The organism is Streptomyces odonnellii (assembly GCF_000981895.1).
Taxonomy (GTDB): domain Bacteria; phylum Actinomycetota; class Actinomycetes; order Streptomycetales; family Streptomycetaceae; genus Streptomyces; species Streptomyces odonnellii.
In genome coordinates this window covers 27,000-41,694 of sequence record NZ_LATD01000005.1, presented here as the reverse complement: position 1 = coordinate 41,694, position 14,695 = coordinate 27,000, and the positions used below count along the sequence as shown (strand labels likewise).

Annotated in this window: 18 protein-coding genes and 2 pseudogenes; 12 read left to right on the top strand and 8 right to left on the bottom strand. The window is 69.8% G+C overall.

All coding sequences use genetic code 11. The features are described 5' to 3' along the window. Positions 1 to 112 precede the first annotated feature (112 nt). Positions 113 to 511, bottom strand: a complete 399-nt coding sequence (locus WH07_RS00765; RefSeq protein WP_052744177.1) for an MFS transporter — start codon at positions 509 to 511, stop codon at positions 113 to 115. A gap of 50 nt (positions 512 to 561) precedes the next feature. On the opposite strand from WH07_RS00765, the pseudogene WH07_RS41665 reads away from it, so the two are divergent. Next, positions 562 to 2,033: pseudogene (locus WH07_RS41665) on the top strand (aminotransferase class I/II-fold pyridoxal phosphate-dependent enzyme). Between the two features lie 93 nt (positions 2,034 to 2,126). On the opposite strand, the pseudogene WH07_RS40710 reads toward WH07_RS41665, so the two are convergent. After that, positions 2,127 to 2,351: pseudogene (locus WH07_RS40710) on the bottom strand (plasmid stabilization protein); the annotation flags it as partial. A gap of 99 nt (positions 2,352 to 2,450) precedes the next feature. Between WH07_RS40710 and WH07_RS00755 the strand changes: the two are divergent. The 11 genes from WH07_RS00755 to WH07_RS00705 all read left to right on the top strand — a co-directional run bounded on the left by WH07_RS00755 (position 2,451) and on the right by WH07_RS00705 (position 9,852). After that, a complete protein-coding gene (locus WH07_RS00755) occupies positions 2,451 to 3,230 on the top strand; it encodes an Fpg/Nei family DNA glycosylase (RefSeq protein ID WP_046494209.1) in 780 nt (259 codons plus the stop codon). A gap of 355 nt (positions 3,231 to 3,585) precedes the next feature. Further along, positions 3,586 to 4,101: an SRPBCC family protein gene (locus tag WH07_RS00750; protein WP_046494208.1), complete on the top strand. Its 516-nt coding sequence runs from the start codon at positions 3,586 to 3,588 to the stop codon at positions 4,099 to 4,101. Further along, entirely contained in the window at positions 4,098 to 5,726 is a 1,629-nt protein-coding gene (locus WH07_RS00745) for a phytoene desaturase family protein (protein ID WP_046494207.1), read from the top strand. The genes WH07_RS00750 and WH07_RS00745 overlap by 4 nt, the downstream gene beginning before the upstream one ends. A 170-nt stretch (positions 5,727 to 5,896) precedes the next feature. Beyond that, a complete protein-coding gene (locus WH07_RS00740; RefSeq protein WP_079022842.1) occupies positions 5,897 to 6,274 on the top strand; it encodes a gas vesicle protein GvpO in 378 nt (125 codons plus the stop codon). Between the two features lie 36 nt (positions 6,275 to 6,310). After that, the gene (locus WH07_RS00735) at positions 6,311 to 6,778 is read left to right on the top strand and encodes a gas vesicle structural protein GvpA (protein ID WP_046494206.1); all 468 of its coding nucleotides are present in this window, start codon (positions 6,311 to 6,313) and stop codon (positions 6,776 to 6,778) included. A 3-nt stretch (positions 6,779 to 6,781) separates the two neighbouring features. Further along, positions 6,782 to 7,495 carry a GvpL/GvpF family gas vesicle protein gene (locus tag WH07_RS00730; protein ID WP_046494205.1) on the top strand — a complete coding sequence of 238 codons (714 nt, stop codon included), beginning with the start codon at positions 6,782 to 6,784 and terminating at the stop codon, positions 7,493 to 7,495. Positions 7,496 to 7,510: 15 nt separating this feature from the next. Further along, the gene (locus WH07_RS41900; RefSeq protein ID WP_079022841.1) at positions 7,511 to 7,858 is read left to right on the top strand and encodes a gas vesicle protein GvpG; all 348 of its coding nucleotides are present in this window, start codon (positions 7,511 to 7,513) and stop codon (positions 7,856 to 7,858) included. Beyond that, positions 7,855 to 8,310, top strand: a complete 456-nt coding sequence (gene gvpJ / locus WH07_RS00720; RefSeq protein ID WP_079022840.1) for a gas vesicle protein — start codon at positions 7,855 to 7,857, stop codon at positions 8,308 to 8,310. The genes WH07_RS41900 and gvpJ overlap by 4 nt, the downstream gene beginning before the upstream one ends. After that, positions 8,307 to 9,161 (top strand): GvpL/GvpF family gas vesicle protein, encoded by an 855-nt coding sequence (locus WH07_RS00715; protein WP_046494204.1) that lies wholly within the window; start codon positions 8,307 to 8,309, stop codon positions 9,159 to 9,161. Before gvpJ ends, WH07_RS00715 begins: the two co-directional genes overlap by 4 nt. Then, positions 9,158 to 9,445, top strand: coding sequence for a gas vesicle protein (locus WH07_RS00710; RefSeq protein WP_046494203.1), 288 nt, complete (start codon positions 9,158 to 9,160; stop codon positions 9,443 to 9,445). The genes WH07_RS00715 and WH07_RS00710 overlap by 4 nt, the downstream gene beginning before the upstream one ends. Further along, entirely contained in the window at positions 9,442 to 9,852 is a 411-nt protein-coding gene (locus tag WH07_RS00705) for a gas vesicle protein K (RefSeq protein WP_046494202.1), read from the top strand. Before WH07_RS00710 ends, WH07_RS00705 begins: the two co-directional genes overlap by 4 nt. A gap of 76 nt (positions 9,853 to 9,928) precedes the next feature. On the opposite strand, the gene WH07_RS00700 is transcribed toward WH07_RS00705, so the two are convergent. The 6 genes from WH07_RS00700 to WH07_RS00680 form a co-directional block, all read right to left on the bottom strand. Then, the gene (locus tag WH07_RS00700; RefSeq protein ID WP_198533692.1) at positions 9,929 to 10,597 is read right to left on the bottom strand and encodes a UdgX family uracil-DNA binding protein; all 669 of its coding nucleotides are present in this window, start codon (positions 10,595 to 10,597) and stop codon (positions 9,929 to 9,931) included. Positions 10,598 to 10,681: 84 nt separating this feature from the next. Continuing rightward, positions 10,682 to 11,719, bottom strand: a complete 1,038-nt coding sequence (locus WH07_RS00695) for an iron-containing redox enzyme family protein (protein ID WP_046494200.1) — start codon at positions 11,717 to 11,719, stop codon at positions 10,682 to 10,684. Beyond that, complete coding sequence (locus WH07_RS36895; RefSeq protein ID WP_079022839.1) at positions 11,716 to 11,949, bottom strand: CDGSH iron-sulfur domain-containing protein; 234 nt, start codon at positions 11,947 to 11,949, stop codon at positions 11,716 to 11,718. The genes WH07_RS00695 and WH07_RS36895 overlap by 4 nt, the downstream gene beginning before the upstream one ends. A 37-nt stretch (positions 11,950 to 11,986) precedes the next feature. Beyond that, positions 11,987 to 12,670, bottom strand: coding sequence for a HemK2/MTQ2 family protein methyltransferase (locus WH07_RS00690; RefSeq protein WP_046494199.1), 684 nt, complete (start codon positions 12,668 to 12,670; stop codon positions 11,987 to 11,989). A 580-nt stretch (positions 12,671 to 13,250) separates the two neighbouring features. Then, on the bottom strand, positions 13,251 to 13,916 hold the full coding sequence (locus WH07_RS00685) for a hypothetical protein (protein WP_046494198.1): 666 nt from the start codon (positions 13,914 to 13,916) through the stop codon (positions 13,251 to 13,253). After that, positions 13,907 to 14,473: an RNA polymerase sigma factor gene (locus tag WH07_RS00680; RefSeq protein WP_046494261.1), complete on the bottom strand. Its 567-nt coding sequence runs from the start codon at positions 14,471 to 14,473 to the stop codon at positions 13,907 to 13,909. Before WH07_RS00680 ends, WH07_RS00685 begins: the two co-directional genes overlap by 10 nt. Positions 14,474 to 14,695 lie beyond the last annotated feature (222 nt).

The following is a 14,695-nucleotide window of genomic DNA, read 5'->3' as shown; positions in this document are numbered from 1 at the left end:
CGACCTCCTTCTTGCCTCTCGCGGAGCTTTGGCCAGGCCGGGACAGCAGGTGGATGGCGCCGGCGCAGGCGAGTCCGAGCGCAGTGAGGGTGATCCAGGGCAGTGCGGGGATTCAGGCTCGGGCCGCAGCGTCGAGGGCGGCGCCGGTGAGGAGGTTCCCCGCCGTGATACCGACGCCGCAAATGGTGTTGTACAAGCCGTAGTAGGTGGCGACGAGCCGGCTCTCGGCGAGGGTGATGATCGTGTCCATCTCGAAGGGATAGACGATCATCGTGGCCACGGCCAGCAGTAGTCCGCTCACCACCGCGGGAGCGACGGCGCCGATGGTCCGACCGACGCCGGTTGTCGGTACGGGCGCCAGGAGTGGGACGAAGGCGACGCCCATGAGGGCCAGCCCGATGGTGATCGCCCTGCTGGAGGACCAGTGCTGTGTGCACCAGGCGGTGACGCGGGTCTGGCCGAAGATTGTGGCCAGACCGGAAATGGCGAACAGCGCGCCGGTGCCGATCATCCGGGCGACCCACGGGACATGTAAGCCACAGTTCCGGGAACGGCTCATATATGGGTCTCAACCACGATGAGGCGCCCGTCCTCGATGCTCTCGCCCGGTATCACGACGCACAGGAGCTGGGTTTCACACCGCCCGGCCACAAGCAAGCGCGTGGCGCGGACCCGCGCGCCAGAGCCGTGCTGGGGGACGCCGTGTACTTCGGCGACGTCCTGGCCAACGGTGGTCTTGACGACCGGCTCGCGCGCGGCCGCGTACTGGAACGCGCCGAGGGACTCATGGCCGATGCCGTGCACGCCGACCATACGTTCTTTTCGACATGCGGCAGTTCCCTGTCGGTGAAGGCCGCGATGCTGGTGGTGACCTGCCCTGGCCACCAGATCCTTGTTGGGCGTGACGCGCACAAATCGGTGGTCGCCGGACTGATCCTGTCCGGCGTCGAGCCGGTGTAGGTGGAGCCCCAGTGGGACGCTGCCCGGCACATCGCCCATCCCCGTCATCCGCCGCCTATGAAAAGGCGTTCGCGAGGCATCCCGGTGCAGACGGCGCCCTGGTCACCAGCCCGACACCGTACGGAGCCGCGGCCGATCTCACGGGCATCGCGGACGTCTGCCACCGCCGCGGCAAGCCGCTCATCGTGGATGAGGCGTGGGGAGCGCATCTTCCGTTCCACGACGACCTGCCGTCGTGGGCCATGGACGCCGGTGCCGACATCTGTGTGACCAGCATCCACAAGATGGGCAGCGGGCTCGAACAGGGTTCGGTGTTCCATCTCCAGGGTGACCGGGTCGATCCGGCCGAGCTGGCCTCGCGGGCCGACCTGCTCGGCACGACCAGCCCGAACGTCCTGCTGTACGCCGGCATCGACGCCTGGCGTCGGCAGATGGTGCAGTACGGTCGCGAACTCGTCGGCGGGGCCCTGGAGCTGGCCGTTCGCATCCGCGAGGCCGTCGAGGCGATCGACGGTTTCCACGTCAACGGCGCGGCGGACTTCTGCGGTCCCGGACTGGCTGCCGACTTCGACCCCCTGCCGGTTGTGATGGACATCAGCGAACTCGGCACCACCGGTTACCGGGCGGCCGACTGGCTGCGCAGGAACCACCACATCGACGTTCACTTGTCCGATCACCGGCGCATCAGCGCCCAGCTCACCCACGCCGACGACGAGCAGACCACCGCGCGTCTCCGCACAGCCCTGCGCGACCTGGCCCACCACGCCGCTGATCTGCGGGACGCCCCCCAGGTCACCGTCCCGTCCCCGGCCGATCTGCGTATGGATCAGGTCGAGCTGCCCCGCGACGCGTATTTCGCTCAGCACACGAAGGTTCCCGCCGCCGAGGCCCACGGCAGGGTTGCCGCGGAGATGATCACCCCGTACCCGCCCGGAATTCCGGTCGTCCTGCCCGGCGAACGCCTGACCGAGCCCGTGCTGGAGTACCTGACCTCGGGAGTCGCATCCGGCATGTTTCTGCCGGACGCGGCCGACCGGCGTCTGCACACCGTGCGAGTCGTCGCGGAAAGCTGACCCCGCTTGCACCGCACACCGTCCGTATCACGCCGACGAGCGATACGAGATCCAGTCCGCGTGTCCCACAGCCGAGGCCCTGCCGCATCTCCGTCAGCGCCCAAGCGCGTCCTCAAGCTGCCGCTTGGTCATCGAGGAGCGGCCATGGACGTTGCGCTTCTTGGCTTCTTCGTACAGCTGGTCCCTCGTGGGCCCTTCCGCGCCGCTGTGGGAGCGCTGCCCACCACGCTGGTAAGACGACTTCGGGTCACGAGGCGCCACCGGGGGCCGACGATCCAGTGCGCCCGCTCGTGGCGCCCTGGGGACCCGGATCGGACGGAAGTGCCGCTGCGTCGTGGCGACCGTTCGGATGGGCCGCCCGGCCGAAGAATTCCCCGATAGTGGCGACGGAAGCGCTGTGCCGGGAAAGAGTGTTGTGTGCCCGAGCTGCCCGATGTCGAAGCGTTTCGCTCCTGTCTCGCGTCCTGCGCCCAGGGGCGGACGATCGAGCGCGTGGAGGTGTACGACGCCGGTGTACTGCACGGTGTGAGTGTGCGGCGGTTCCGTCAGGAACTGGAAGGGCGGAGCTTCGCCGAGCCCGAGCGGCGCGGGAAGTGGCTGCTCGCTCGCACCGACGGGCCCACCGTGCTCCTGCATTTCGGCATGACCGGACTGCTCGTGTGCTGCCGCCCCGCCGAAGAGCTCCACACGCATGACCGCGTCGCGTTCACAGTGGGACACGATCGACAACTGCGCTATCGCGACCAGCGCAAGCTCAAGGGCCTCTGGCTGGCGGAGGAATCCGGCGTCGCCCGGATTCTGGACGGTCAGGGGCCGGACGCGACGAAGATCGCCCGCGGGGACTTCGACCGGCTCCTCAGTGGACGGCGCGGAAGCGTCAAGCCGCTCCTCGTCGACCAGTCCCGGCTGGCGGGGCTCGGCAATCTGCTGGTCGACGAAATCCTGTGGCGGGCCAGGCTGCACCCGGCTCACCGTGCCGACACGCTCACGGAAGAGCAGCGTGGCCGCCTCTACACGGACATGCGGCGCACCCTCCGGTCCGCGGTGCGCGCGGGCCGCGTACCACCGCGCGATTCCTGGCTCACGGGGCACCGGGACCGTACCGACGCGTCGTGCCCGCGTTGTGGCGAGTCTCTGCGCCGGGGGCGCGTCGCGGGGCGTGGAACGGTGTGGTGCCCCCGGTGCCAGCCGGACTGATCACGGTGCCTGTGCGAGGCGTACGACCCAGGAGACCGCGCACCTGGCGGAGGAAGCGGGGCGGGGGAGACCCGAACGGCGGCGAGGCCGCGGTTGCCTTTCGCGGGCTGTGCGTGTCGCGTCTCGGGGCGAACGCTGGGGAGGCGTCCTATCGGTGGCGGCTTTCCCGCCGGCCGAGCGGAATGCCGGGACAACGCGGACCGGACGCGCGCACGGCACAGGACCCAAGCCGGGCCGCCGAATCGCGCATACGGTGATTTCATCGACGTACGGCACCCCGCCCGACGGCCATGCCCCCTCCGGGGCTCGGACCCGCACTCGTCACAGCTCACAGCCGATGCGCCAGGGAGGGCACATGGCCGTACGGCACCAGCTCATCGCACGCGAACCGGCCGCTGTCTGGAGGGTCCTCTCCGATCCGGAGCGATACGCCGAGTGGGTGGTTGGCACGGCACGCTCCTTCCCTCAGGCGGGACGCTGGCCCGAGGTCGGTTCCTCCCTCACGTACGCAGTGCGGCTGGGCTCCAAGGAGTTCCGTGGACAGACCGTCGTCCGACGCCACGAGCCTCTGCAATGGCTGGAGTTGGAGGCACACAGCGGGCCGCTCGGCACCGCGCGCATCGCTTTCGACATCCGGTCCTGGGGTGACGAGACGCTCGTGATCGTCGACGAGCACCCACTGCGCGGCTTCGCCGGCACGGCCCACAACCTTGTCCTGGACGCGTTCTTGCAGATCCGGCACCGCAGCATGCTCAGCCGGCTCGCGAAGGCGGTGGAACACGACAGCCCCGCGTCGCCCGGCTCTTCCAGGGCCGCCACGTCCGCCCCGCACGGGGGAGGCGCGGCGGCCGGAGAGGGGACGGAGCGATGACCGACGCGGTGGTGATCGGAGCCGGACCCAACGGCCTCGTGGCGGCCAACCTGCTCGCCGACGCCGGCTGGAGTGTGGAGGTGCTGGAGGAACAGAACGAGCCTGGTGGTGCCGTACGCAGCGACCGCGGGGTCCACCCCGACTACGTGAGTGATGTGTTCAGCGCCTTCTACCCGATGGCCGCTGCCTCACCCGTACTGGCCGGGCTCGATCTGCACGCGGAGGGGCTGCGCTGGAGCCATGCCCCTCATGTCGTCGCGCACCCCCTGCGGGACGGACGCTGCGCCGTGCTCGACCGCGACCGCCGGGTGACCGCGGCCGGACTGGACACGTTCGCACCCGGCGACGGTCAGTCCTGGATCGGCCTCTGCCGGATCTGGGACCGGGTGCGGGAGGACCTCCTGCGCGCGCTCTTCACTCCCTTTCCACCCGTACGGGCCATGGCCGGGCTCGCGGCCCGGCTGCGTGGAGCGGGCGGACTGCGGCTCGCGCGCAGCATGCTCCTGCCGGTACGGCGCCTCGGCGAGGAGGAGTTCGCCGGCGAGGGCGGCCGGCTGCTGCTCGCGGGCAACGCGCTGCACGCCGATCTGGGGCCGGAGTCCGCGGTCAGCGGCGGATTCGGCTGGCTGATGTCCATGCTCGGCCAGACGTACGGATTTCCGGTGCCGGTCGGTGGATCGGGCGAGCTGACAGCGGCGCTGGTGAACCGATTGCGCCGGCGCGGTGTCGTCGTCCGCTGTGGGGAGCGGGTGACACGGGTCGTCGTACGGAGCGGCCGAGCGGTGGGAGTGCGTACCGCCACGGGCGAGGCCGTCCCCGTACGCAGAGCCGTCCTCGCGGACGTGTCGGCGCCGGTTCTGTACCGCGAACTCGTCGGCGCCGGCCATCTGCCGTCCCGGATCTGGGAGGATCTGCGCCGCTTCCAATGGGACTGGGCCACCTTCAAGGTCGACTGGGCCCTTGACCGGCTCGTGCCCTGGACGGCTCCGGAGGCGGCCTCGGCCGGCACCGTCCATCTCGCCGATAGCGTGGACGACCTCACCCGATTCGCGGCACAGATCGCCATGGGCAGGATCCCCGACCGGCCGTTCGCACTCCTCGGCCAGATGACGACGTCCGACGCGACACGCTCGGCCGCCGGTACGGAGTCGGCGTGGGCGTACACCCATGTGCCGCGCCGCGTCAGGGGAGACGCGGGTCCCGACGGCCTGAAGGGACGGTGGGACCGCGGCGAGCAGGAAGCCATGGCTGACCGGATCGAGGAACAGGTCGAGCGGTACGCTCCCGGGTTCCGCCATCGCATCCTGGCCCGTCGCGTCCTCGCGCCGCCCACGCTCCAGGCCGCCGACAGCAATCTGCGCGACGGGGCGGTCAACGGCGGTACGACCGCCCTCCACCAGCAGGCGGTGTTCCGGCCGCTTCCCGGGACCGGCCGCCCCGAGACTCCGGTGAAAGGCCTGTATCTCGCTTCCGCGTCCGCCCACCCCGGCGGCGCGGTCCACGGCGCACCCGGTGCCAACGCGGCCCGCGCCGCACTCCGCGCCCATGGCGCCGGGCGGCTGCTCACCATGGCGCAGCGCACACTCGCCCGCGGGGGCCGCGGAGGCGAGACCGACGGCCCGTGACAGCCCGTGACACCGAGCGCCGAGCCGCCTGAGCAGCACGGCCCCGGCCCCTGAGCGCTTCGCCACCTCCATCCTTTGCCCGCCGCACGCCGCCGGTGCTTCACTGGAGATATCGCGCTTTTCGAGCAAAAGCATCAAATTGTGCATACCGGATGTGGAGCAGGAGCGACATGGGCGGCAGCCGGCGCAGGGACCTCGACGGAACGGGACGTCCGAAGACATCGGGCAGCCGCCGTGAGGCCGCGGGTGCGGGCCGTGGCGGCGAGCAGGAGAGGGAGCCGGTGTCCCGCCCTCTGGCGATGGGCGGGGCGATGCGCGAGGCCACGGAGCAGCTCGCCGGGCTTCTGGGGACGCGGCCCGAGTCGGTGTCAGCCGTCAAGCGTACGGAGGAGGGGTGGCAGGCCGATGTGGAGGTGCTCGAAATCTCGCGGGTGCCCGACACCACCAGTGTGATGGCGAGCTACCGCGTGCGACTGGATGAAGAAGGCAGGCTCACGGAGTACGAGCGCCGTCGGCGATACGCACGGGGCCAGATCGATCGCAAGTGACCGTCGGCAGCCGCGGGAGCACCGAAGGGAGTCGTCGTGACTGTAGTGCCGCAGCAAAGCGGTCAGATCGCCGTAGGTGGCGGTGGAAACCTCTATGACGTCCTGGAGCTGATCCTGGATCGCGGCCTCGTCATCGACGCGTTCGTCCGCGTATCCCTCGTCGGTATCGAACTTCTCAAGATCGACGCGCGCGTTGTCGTCGCGAGCGTCGATACATATCTCCGCTTCGCCGAGGAGTGCAACCGCCTCGACCTGGAGGCCGGTCGCAAAGCCCCCCAGACGCTGACGGGCGTGGTGGGTGAAGTGACCGAGGGCGGAGCGCGCGGCAAGAGCAAAGGTGCCCTGACGGGTGCGGTCGAAGCGATCACGGATTCCTTCCAGGCCGGCCGGACCGGTGGGACAGGTGAGGAGAAGGAAGAGGCGGAGCCGGAACCAAGGCGGGGCAGTGCGAAGCGGCTGGCCAGACACCGTGAGCGGCCGGTCAGACACCGTGAGGAGGAGTAGCCGATGTCCGTCTACGTCTACGCCATCACCTCCTCCGAGTGCGATCCGCGCCTTGACGACCTGCACGGTGTGGGGGAAGAGGCTCCTTCGCTGCGTACCGTCACCGAAGGAGCACTCAAGGCGGTCGTGAGTGACGCCCCGGAGAAATTGCGCGCCAAGCGCAGGGATCTCAGCGCCCATCACGAGGTGCAGGAGCGGCTGTTGTCCGAGCACGCGGTACTGCCCATGCGCTTCGGTCTCACCGCCGCGGACGACGACACGGTACGAGCGGCACTCAGCGAGCATGCCGAGCTGTACAGCGAGCGGCTCGCGGAGTTGGCAGGGCGGGTGGAGTTCAATCTCAAGGCGTCCGAGGACGAGGAAACGCTACTGCGGCAGGTGATCGAGGAGTCCGACGAGGTACGCGGGCTGAACGAGGCTACGCGGGGCGGCGGTGGAACGTACGAGGAGCGGCTGGCGCTGGGCGAGTTGGTCGCCCGGGAGGTGGCGGCGCGGCAGGACAGCCTGACGGCAGAGGTGACCGAGGCACTGCGTCCGTGCGCCGACGCCGAGTCGGAGGGCGGCGCGACATCCGAGTACTTCCTCAATGTGTCGTTTCTCGTGGACCGGGACCGGGTGCGGGAGTTCACCTCCGCAGCGGAAAAGCTGGCCGAGCGGTACGGGCCGGACGTCGAACTGCGCCTCAGAGGGCCGTTGCCGCCCTACAGCTTCGTATGACGTGAGGAGCCCGCGATGGGCCTGCTGACTCAGATCCTGACCGTGCCGCTGGCACCGGTACGAGGCGTCGGATGGGTGGTGAGGCGGGTGACCGAGGTCGCCGAGCAAGAGGCTTACGACACCGCTCCGATCGAGCGCCGGCTCGCCGAACTGGAGCGGGAACTGCTGGAAGGCCGCATCAGCGAGCGGGAGTTCGACCGGCGTGAGGACGAACTCCTCGACCGGCTCGAATCCATCCAGGGTGCGTACGTCGCCGACGTTCCAGCAACGCCGCCGGGTGAGGAACGAGCCGGGGAAGCAGAGGAAGGAGCCGCCGCGCCCCCGCGCGCTGAGCGGACAAAACGGAGGTCTGATGCGTCGTGACGGATCCGACACAGGCCCGACGGCCCGTCCCGCGGCCCGCGCAGACGGTGTCGCCGTACGGACAGGGCTCGTCCGCGAACCTCGCCGACATCCTTGAGCGGGTCCTTGACAAGGGAATCGTCATCGCCGGGGACATCCAAATCAACCTCCTGGACATCGAACTGCTCACCATCAAGCTCCGGCTGCTCGTGGCCTCCGTCGACAAGGCCAAGGAGATGGGCATCGACTGGTGGGAACACGATCCGTCGCTTTCGTCCCGGGCCAGGGAGGACAGCGGAAGGCCGTCCTTGGCGGAGGAGAACCGTCGGCTGCGCGCAGAGGTGGAGAACCTGCGCCGGCGCTCGCTGGCCCCCGCCGACAGCGCTGCTTCCCTGGTGGACGACGAGGCTGTGCGGCGTGAGGAGAGCGAGCCGGATCAGGGCACTCGCCGACGCGGGAGCGATGACCGATGAGCGTGTATATGAGCTATGGCTACGCGGTGACCCGTGCGGACGCCGCGCTGGAGGAAGCCCTGTCCCACGTACGAGGAGTGGCGGGAGCACCGGTTCGCCTGGTGGGTGCACAGGGACTGGCCGTGGTGGTGTCCTCCGTACCGGAAAGCGACTTCGGGGAAACCGCGTTGAAGGCCCGGCTTGAGGATCTGGACTGGCTGGAGTCGGTGGCGCGTGCCCATCACTCCGTCGTCGAGGCTGTCTTCGCCCGTACCACCGTGCTTCCCTTGCGGCTGGCCACACTCCACCTCGACGACAACCGCGTACGCGACATGCTGGACCGGCGCGCGGATGAGTTCGCCCTGTTGCTCGATCAGCTCGCCGGACATGTGGAGTGGGGTGTCAAGGTCTACGCACTGCCTCCCGCCCCCGGATCACCGGCCCCGGCGGCCGTGTCGGCCGCGACCGGCACGAGTCCGGGCCGCGACTACCTGCGCAGCCGTCAGCGTCAGCGCAGGTCCGGCGAGGATGCCTGGCGGGCGGCCCGTGACGCGGTCCTGAGCATCGACGCCGCCGCCCGCGGCCTCGCCGTCGACCGCGTTGAGCACCGCCTCCAGGAGGGCGAGCTCGCCACGGGGCCGGGCTGCAACGTCTCCAACAACGCCTATCTCGTGCCTCGGCAAGGCGGCGCGGAGTTCCAGGAACGGCTCCTTGGCACCGCCGGAAATCTCGACGGAGTCCGTGTGGACATCACCGGACCGTGGGCTCCGTACTCGTTCACGGCCTCGGACGACACCGACGACGCGCAGGAGAGCCACCACGAAGGTGCCGCCGGAGCCGGACCGACGCAACCGGAGGCGGGAACCCAGTGACCCACAGCCCCCGCCCCGCGACTCAGCCCGTCGACCGCCGGCCGTGGGCCGACGACGACGCACACCCTCTCGCCGGCCGGCAGATCGCCCTGATCGATCTCCTCGACCGGCTGCTCACCGGAGGTGTGGTGCTGACAGGCGACCTGACGCTCTCCATCGCGGACGTCGATCTGGTACGGATCTCTCTGCGAGCCCTCATTGTCTCCATCCGCACGGAACAGCGGTCGCTGGAGGCCTCTGCCGCGGGCCGTCGTCCCGGAGAAGTGACGGGGACAGCGCCATGAACGGCCACGATCGGGGACACGAATCGCCGATACACGACCTGGACGAGGTCACGCGCGCTGCCTCTGATGTCTTCCGCCTGCTGCCCGCGGGCCCGGACGATCTCCCCGCCTCCGAGGACCGGGCCCAACGGCTCTCCCGGCGACTGCATACCGACCAGGACACCGTCGAACGCGACTTGGTGAAATTGGTACTCACCATCGTTGAGCTGCTACGACAGTTGATGGAACGGCAGGCCCTTCATCGCGTCGACCAAGGTGACCTGACGGAGGATCAGGAAGAGCGCATCGGGATGACCCTCATGCTGCTCCATGACCGTATGACGGAACTGTGTGACCGCTACGACCTCACGATGGAAGACCTCAATCTGGACCTGGGCCCGCTGGGCACCCTGCTGCCTCCGCCGTGAATACCGGCCCTCGCAGCGCGACCGGGCCCGTGCCATGAGACCTCCATGAGCGGGAAGGCATCGGTCCGGGAGTCGTTCAGCGCAGAGCAGCCGCGGCGACGCGGAGGTCCGACACAAGTCCCGCGTACGCGGCCTCACGCTCATCGGAGCGCAGGACCGCCGAGGGGTGGATCGTCGCCAGGGCGCACGCCTTCCCTCCGGTCCCATCACCCCATTCGCCTGGGGAAAACAGCGCGCCTCTGTCCTTGGTCACCCTGAAGGACGGCCCGAACAACGCCTTCGCGGCGGTCGCGCCGAGCGCCACGACCACATGTGGACCGATCAGCCGGAGTTCGGCCGTCAGCCAGGGACGGCAGGCGCTCACCTCCCGCAGTGTCGGCGGCTTGTGGATGCGTCGCTTGCCCGGTCCTGTCGATGTGTACTTGAAGTGCTTCACGGCGTTGGTGAGGTACGACTCTCCGATGTCGAGCCCGGCCTCTTCCAGAGCCTTTCGCAGTACACCGCCGGCCGGCCCGACGAACGGCTCTCCCCGTCGGTCCTCCTGGTCGCCCGGCTGCTCGCCGACGAGTACGAGGCGTGCGGATGCGCTGCCCGAACCGAAGACAGTCTGCGTCGTGCCGACGTGGAGCGGGCAGCCTTCGCAGCCGGCTGCGGCCTCCCGGTAGGCCGGAAGTCCGCCGCGGTCGGGCAGATAGGGAGTGGCGTCGTACGCTTGCCCGCCTGCCGTGTCGCGCCGCACCGCCATCGCGGTCATCTCCTCTCGAATCCTCTCGAAGTAGACCTCGGCCCGGGCCGCCCGCTTGTCCCGTTCTCCGGCTGCTCAGCACAGTCAAGCCCCGTCCTCGGCCGGCCGCTCCGGAGGGCACAAGGCGGACCGTCCCCGCCGCCACTCGTGCAGCAGGTGCGCGCCGAGCCGGTCCTCCAGCAGGCCGGTGGCCTCGATGCCGAAAACCACGTCCGGTTCCAGATGAGGTTCGTCAGCCAGCAGAGGCGCGACGATCTCGTGCCGGACGACTTGTTCGTGGACGGCATCGGCCTCCACGTGTTCGTCGTAGAAGCGTTCCGCGGCCGGTCCGGCGTCCGTGCGGCGCATCGCCTCGGCCAGTCGGCGCGAGCCCGGTGAGGAGGTCACCTCAAGGGCCGCGAAATGGCCGATCAGAGCGCCTCGCAGGGCTCGGTGCAACCCGAGCAGCGACATCATGGTCACCGGAGCCAGCGCCTCCGCCGGTGCCTCGTCGACGTAGCGGCCGTAACCGCGCTCCAGGCCGAGGTCGTCCATCAAGTCGGCGAACAGGCGCGCGTGAACGCGGTCGGCGCGCCCGGCACCGAACTCGTCGAACTCCACCGCCACCATGGCCGCCTTGGCTCGCCCGTGGAGCCGCGGGATCACCCAGGCATGCGGATCCGCCTCCTTGAGGTGGTACAGGGAACGCAGGGCCACGTACTCGCGTAGCTGTTCCAGCCGGCCCTCATGCTGCAGATAGTGGCTGACGCCCGCGTCCTCGTCGGCGGGCTCCACGAGGATCCGCGCCAGGGCCGCGTCGGCGCTCGCCGCGCCCGGCGCGTCCGCTCGCAGAGCATCCAGGTAGCGTCGTTCCAACTCGGCGCGCAGCCTCAGCAGGCCCGGATCCCACTCGCGGTCGTCGCCGACCCCGTCGAACCCCTGATAGTGCAGCTCATACAGTGCGTACAGCGCGAGTTGGACATCCCCGCCGTATGGATCGGCCGCAGGCTCCACTGCCTCCGGCCCGGGCGGCGGGCACCGCCCGTCGCGCAGGGACGCGAGTACCGCCGCGGACAGGTCGCCGCGCGGTGTCGGCAGTCCTGGGTGGGTGAGCCGGGACTCGATGTACGCCGTCGCGGTCATTCCGGATCTCCGCCCTTGCCGTCGCAGGTGGACCGGGAGCCGTCCGCCCCAGGTGTGGTGTCCGTACGACCGGGCCGTCCGGGCGTCTCAGGCGCTCGGCGGCGGTGGCTGGTGTCGCACCACGGATAGGCGCGGCTACGGTGGCACGTGCACACCGCCACCATGAAGCGTTCCGAGGTGACACTGACACCGTCGTCGCCCGTGACGGTGACCGGTCCTTCCACCAGCATCGGACCGTTGCGTCCGAGGCGTATGCGGCGAGGGCTCTCAGGGGTGTTCGGCACGTATGACCACCAGTTCCTCCGTGTCCTGTCCTTCGTCCATCAGGCCCCGCTCACGCAGCCATGCCAGTCGGGAACGCATGACCGGCCCGAAGGGAACCAGCACGCGGTCACACACCTGCGCGCGCAGGCCGTCCTCCGCCAGCCGGTCAATCGTGATCTCGGACCCGCACAGCCCGGAGTGGACCATGAGCAGCACGCCACGGGGCCGAAGCGCGGTCGCGGCGCAGGCGCAGACCTGGTCCACAAGGGCCCGCCCGTCGTGTCCGCCGTCCCGGGCACGGTCCGCTCCGGTCCGCAGGAGTCCGACCGGAGGCGTGGGTACGTACGGCGGGTTGCTGATCACCACGTCGTAACGCCCGCCGTAGGACGACGCGATCGTGGACACGTCACGGCGGCGTACGGTGACCCGCTGGCGGGACAACACGGCATTCACGCGTGCGCACAGCACCGCCCGCCGCGAGACATCGATGGCTGTCACCCGGGCGCCGAGCCGGGCCGCGCCCAGGGCCAGGACTCCGGTCCCGGTGCCGAGGTCGAGCACGTCCATGCCCGGCCCGACGCCCTCGTTGCGAATGGCCCGCATCAGCAGGTGAGAGTCCTGCTGCGGAGCGTAGACGCCGGGGATCGAGAGTGTGCGCTGAGGTCTGTCCGTTCGCAATACGGCCATGGAACCACCACCACGTCGTCCGTCGGATGGAATCGCGCCCGCCCTGTCTTCCAGGGTCGGCGCAACGGGGACGCGCGACCACTCGGGACGGCCGGGGAGCGTGCGTACCGACCGGGGATCTCGTCGGGTCCCTGCCACCCTTGAGACGCGGCATTACACGGGCCGGTCGGAGCCGCCGTTGGTGTCACGGGCCGGTGGTCCCCCGGTTGGAGTGACGGACGGTGTTCGGTGATATGCGTGACGGTGACGACAACGGTGATGGGTTGCGGTACGCCGTGGCGGGTTACGTGTGAACCGACCGCCGATCGGACGTTCTCGCGGACGTCGCGTGCGGTGTCCAGAGCGCGGCGGTCGTCGGTGAGTACGCAACGGACTTCGATGTGCAAGGCCCTGGATCCGGGGGTGCGTTCGACGTGGATGCCGGCCTCGGGGGACACTGCCGGGGAGCCGATGGCCTCCCGGACCCGAATGGCGGCACCGGCCAGGGCCTGGCGGAGGCCGGGCTGTAGTCCGGCCACCCCGGGGACCGCCAGCGCTGCCCGGGCGGCGGTGTGCTCGATGCGTGTTGTGTTTCCCGGGGTCACAGTCCGCTCCTCTTCCGTTCCGAGGGTTCGGCAGAGGCCGTGCGTGTCAGAGGCTCCAGTACGGACACGATCCTCAGGTCGATGCCGTTGACGGCGATACCGAGCCCTTGTTCGGCGGAGTACGCGACGGCCCGGCGCACCGCGGCGGCCCGGCCGACGAGGGGCTGGTCGAGAGTCATGGCGAGGGTCATGGTGACGGTCACCTTTCTGCTGCCGTCGTCGGGGCTGAGGCGGCAGCTTGCCGCACGCACTCCGGGGACGCGGTCGGCGGCCCCGCGCAGGACCTTCGCCGCCGCGGTCTCCGCGATCCGCAGTTCTCGCGCCGGATCGTCCAAGGGCAGCAGTCGACCGAGCCGCACCTCGGCGCGTACCGCGCGCATGACCCGCCGCGCGACGCTGTCGGCGCCGGGGTGTTCGGCACGGAGTGTCGCGGTGGTGTTGTCCAGGGCTGTCAACCCCTCGATCGCCTGTCGGCAGAACACGCAGTCGGCCGTGTGGGGGTCGTTCTGGTCGCTGGGCCCGCGCACCTGCTGCCAGACGTGACTGACCAGTCGCCCGCAGGGCAGTCGCTCGTTCCCGACGAGCTTTGCGGCGTCCGAGTCCTGGCGCGGCGAGGCCGGCTCGTCGCGCCGGCGTGTGGCACGGGGGTCGTCTAGCGCCATGAGGACATCTCCTTCATGAGGGTGCGGCGCGCCCGGAAGAGCCGGCCGCGTACGGTCTGTTCGCTCTCGCCCAGGACATGTGCGACCTCCTCGTACGACAGTCCGTGCAGCTCCCGCAGGATCCAGCAGGCGCGCTGGCCGGGCTGGAGGCCGTGGAGCGCCTGGGCCAACGCGGCCGTGGCAGCGGCGTTTTCGGCGGCACGGGCGGGTTCGCCGCCGGCGTCGTGCGCCGTCGGTTCGGGCACGGTTTCCAAGGACACCGAAAACGCTTGCCCGCGCCGGACGTTGAGGCATCGGTTGGTGACGATGCGATACATCCACGTGCGGAAGGTGGCGTCCCCGCGGAACTCCGGGAGGCGCCGCCATGCGCTGATGAAGGCGTCCTGCACGGCCTCCTCGGCATCCGGGAGGTTACCCAGCATGTGGTACGCCAGTGCCAGCAGCGGTGCGCTGTGGCGGTGGACCAGTACAGCGAACGCGTCGTCGTCGCCTTCGGATGCCCGGGCGATCAACAGCCCGTCGTCCAGGCCGCCCAGGTCGTCGCCGGCATCACCGATCCGCTCGGCCTCAGGTGCATCGGGCCTGGTGGCCGGGGGCGGAGTCGCACGCCGTCGCGGTGGTGAGCGCTTTCCCTGCTTCGCATCCACTGTTCGCTTCCCGAGCGACTGCTTCGTGGGCCGCGTGACCGCCGCCGCACTCGGTGTGCCTGGCCACTGCGGTCGGGCCGGGCACCCACGTTTCGAGCTTACGTGATGCGCAGCACGGATAAGTGTGACGAT

What these genes read in the sequence shown, in the direction of transcription:
- WH07_RS00765 (WP_052744177.1), bottom strand. Translation starts at nt 511, where the DNA reads ATGATCGGCACCGGCGCGCTGTTCGCCATTTCCGGTCTGGCCACAATC.
- WH07_RS00750 (WP_046494208.1), top strand. Translation starts at nt 3,586, where the DNA reads ATGGCCGTACGGCACCAGCTCATCGCACGCGAACCGGCCGCTGTCTGG.
- WH07_RS00745 (WP_046494207.1), top strand. Translation starts at nt 4,098, where the DNA reads ATGACCGACGCGGTGGTGATCGGAGCCGGACCCAACGGCCTCGTGGCG.
- WH07_RS00740 (WP_079022842.1), top strand. Translation starts at nt 5,897, where the DNA reads ATGGGCGGCAGCCGGCGCAGGGACCTCGACGGAACGGGACGTCCGAAG.
- WH07_RS00730 (WP_046494205.1), top strand. Translation starts at nt 6,782, where the DNA reads ATGTCCGTCTACGTCTACGCCATCACCTCCTCCGAGTGCGATCCGCGC.
- WH07_RS41900 (WP_079022841.1), top strand. Translation starts at nt 7,511, where the DNA reads ATGGGCCTGCTGACTCAGATCCTGACCGTGCCGCTGGCACCGGTACGA.
- WH07_RS00715 (WP_046494204.1), top strand. Translation starts at nt 8,307, where the DNA reads ATGAGCGTGTATATGAGCTATGGCTACGCGGTGACCCGTGCGGACGCC.
- WH07_RS00705 (WP_046494202.1), top strand. Translation starts at nt 9,442, where the DNA reads ATGAACGGCCACGATCGGGGACACGAATCGCCGATACACGACCTGGAC.
- WH07_RS00700 (WP_198533692.1), bottom strand. Translation starts at nt 10,597, where the DNA reads ATGGCGGTGCGGCGCGACACGGCAGGCGGGCAAGCGTACGACGCCACT.
- WH07_RS00695 (WP_046494200.1), bottom strand. Translation starts at nt 11,719, where the DNA reads ATGACCGCGACGGCGTACATCGAGTCCCGGCTCACCCACCCAGGACTG.
- WH07_RS36895 (WP_079022839.1), bottom strand. Translation starts at nt 11,949, where the DNA reads ATGCTGGTGGAAGGACCGGTCACCGTCACGGGCGACGACGGTGTCAGT.
- WH07_RS00690 (WP_046494199.1), bottom strand. Translation starts at nt 12,670, where the DNA reads ATGGCCGTATTGCGAACGGACAGACCTCAGCGCACACTCTCGATCCCC.
- WH07_RS00685 (WP_046494198.1), bottom strand. Translation starts at nt 13,916, where the DNA reads ATGGCGCTAGACGACCCCCGTGCCACACGCCGGCGCGACGAGCCGGCC.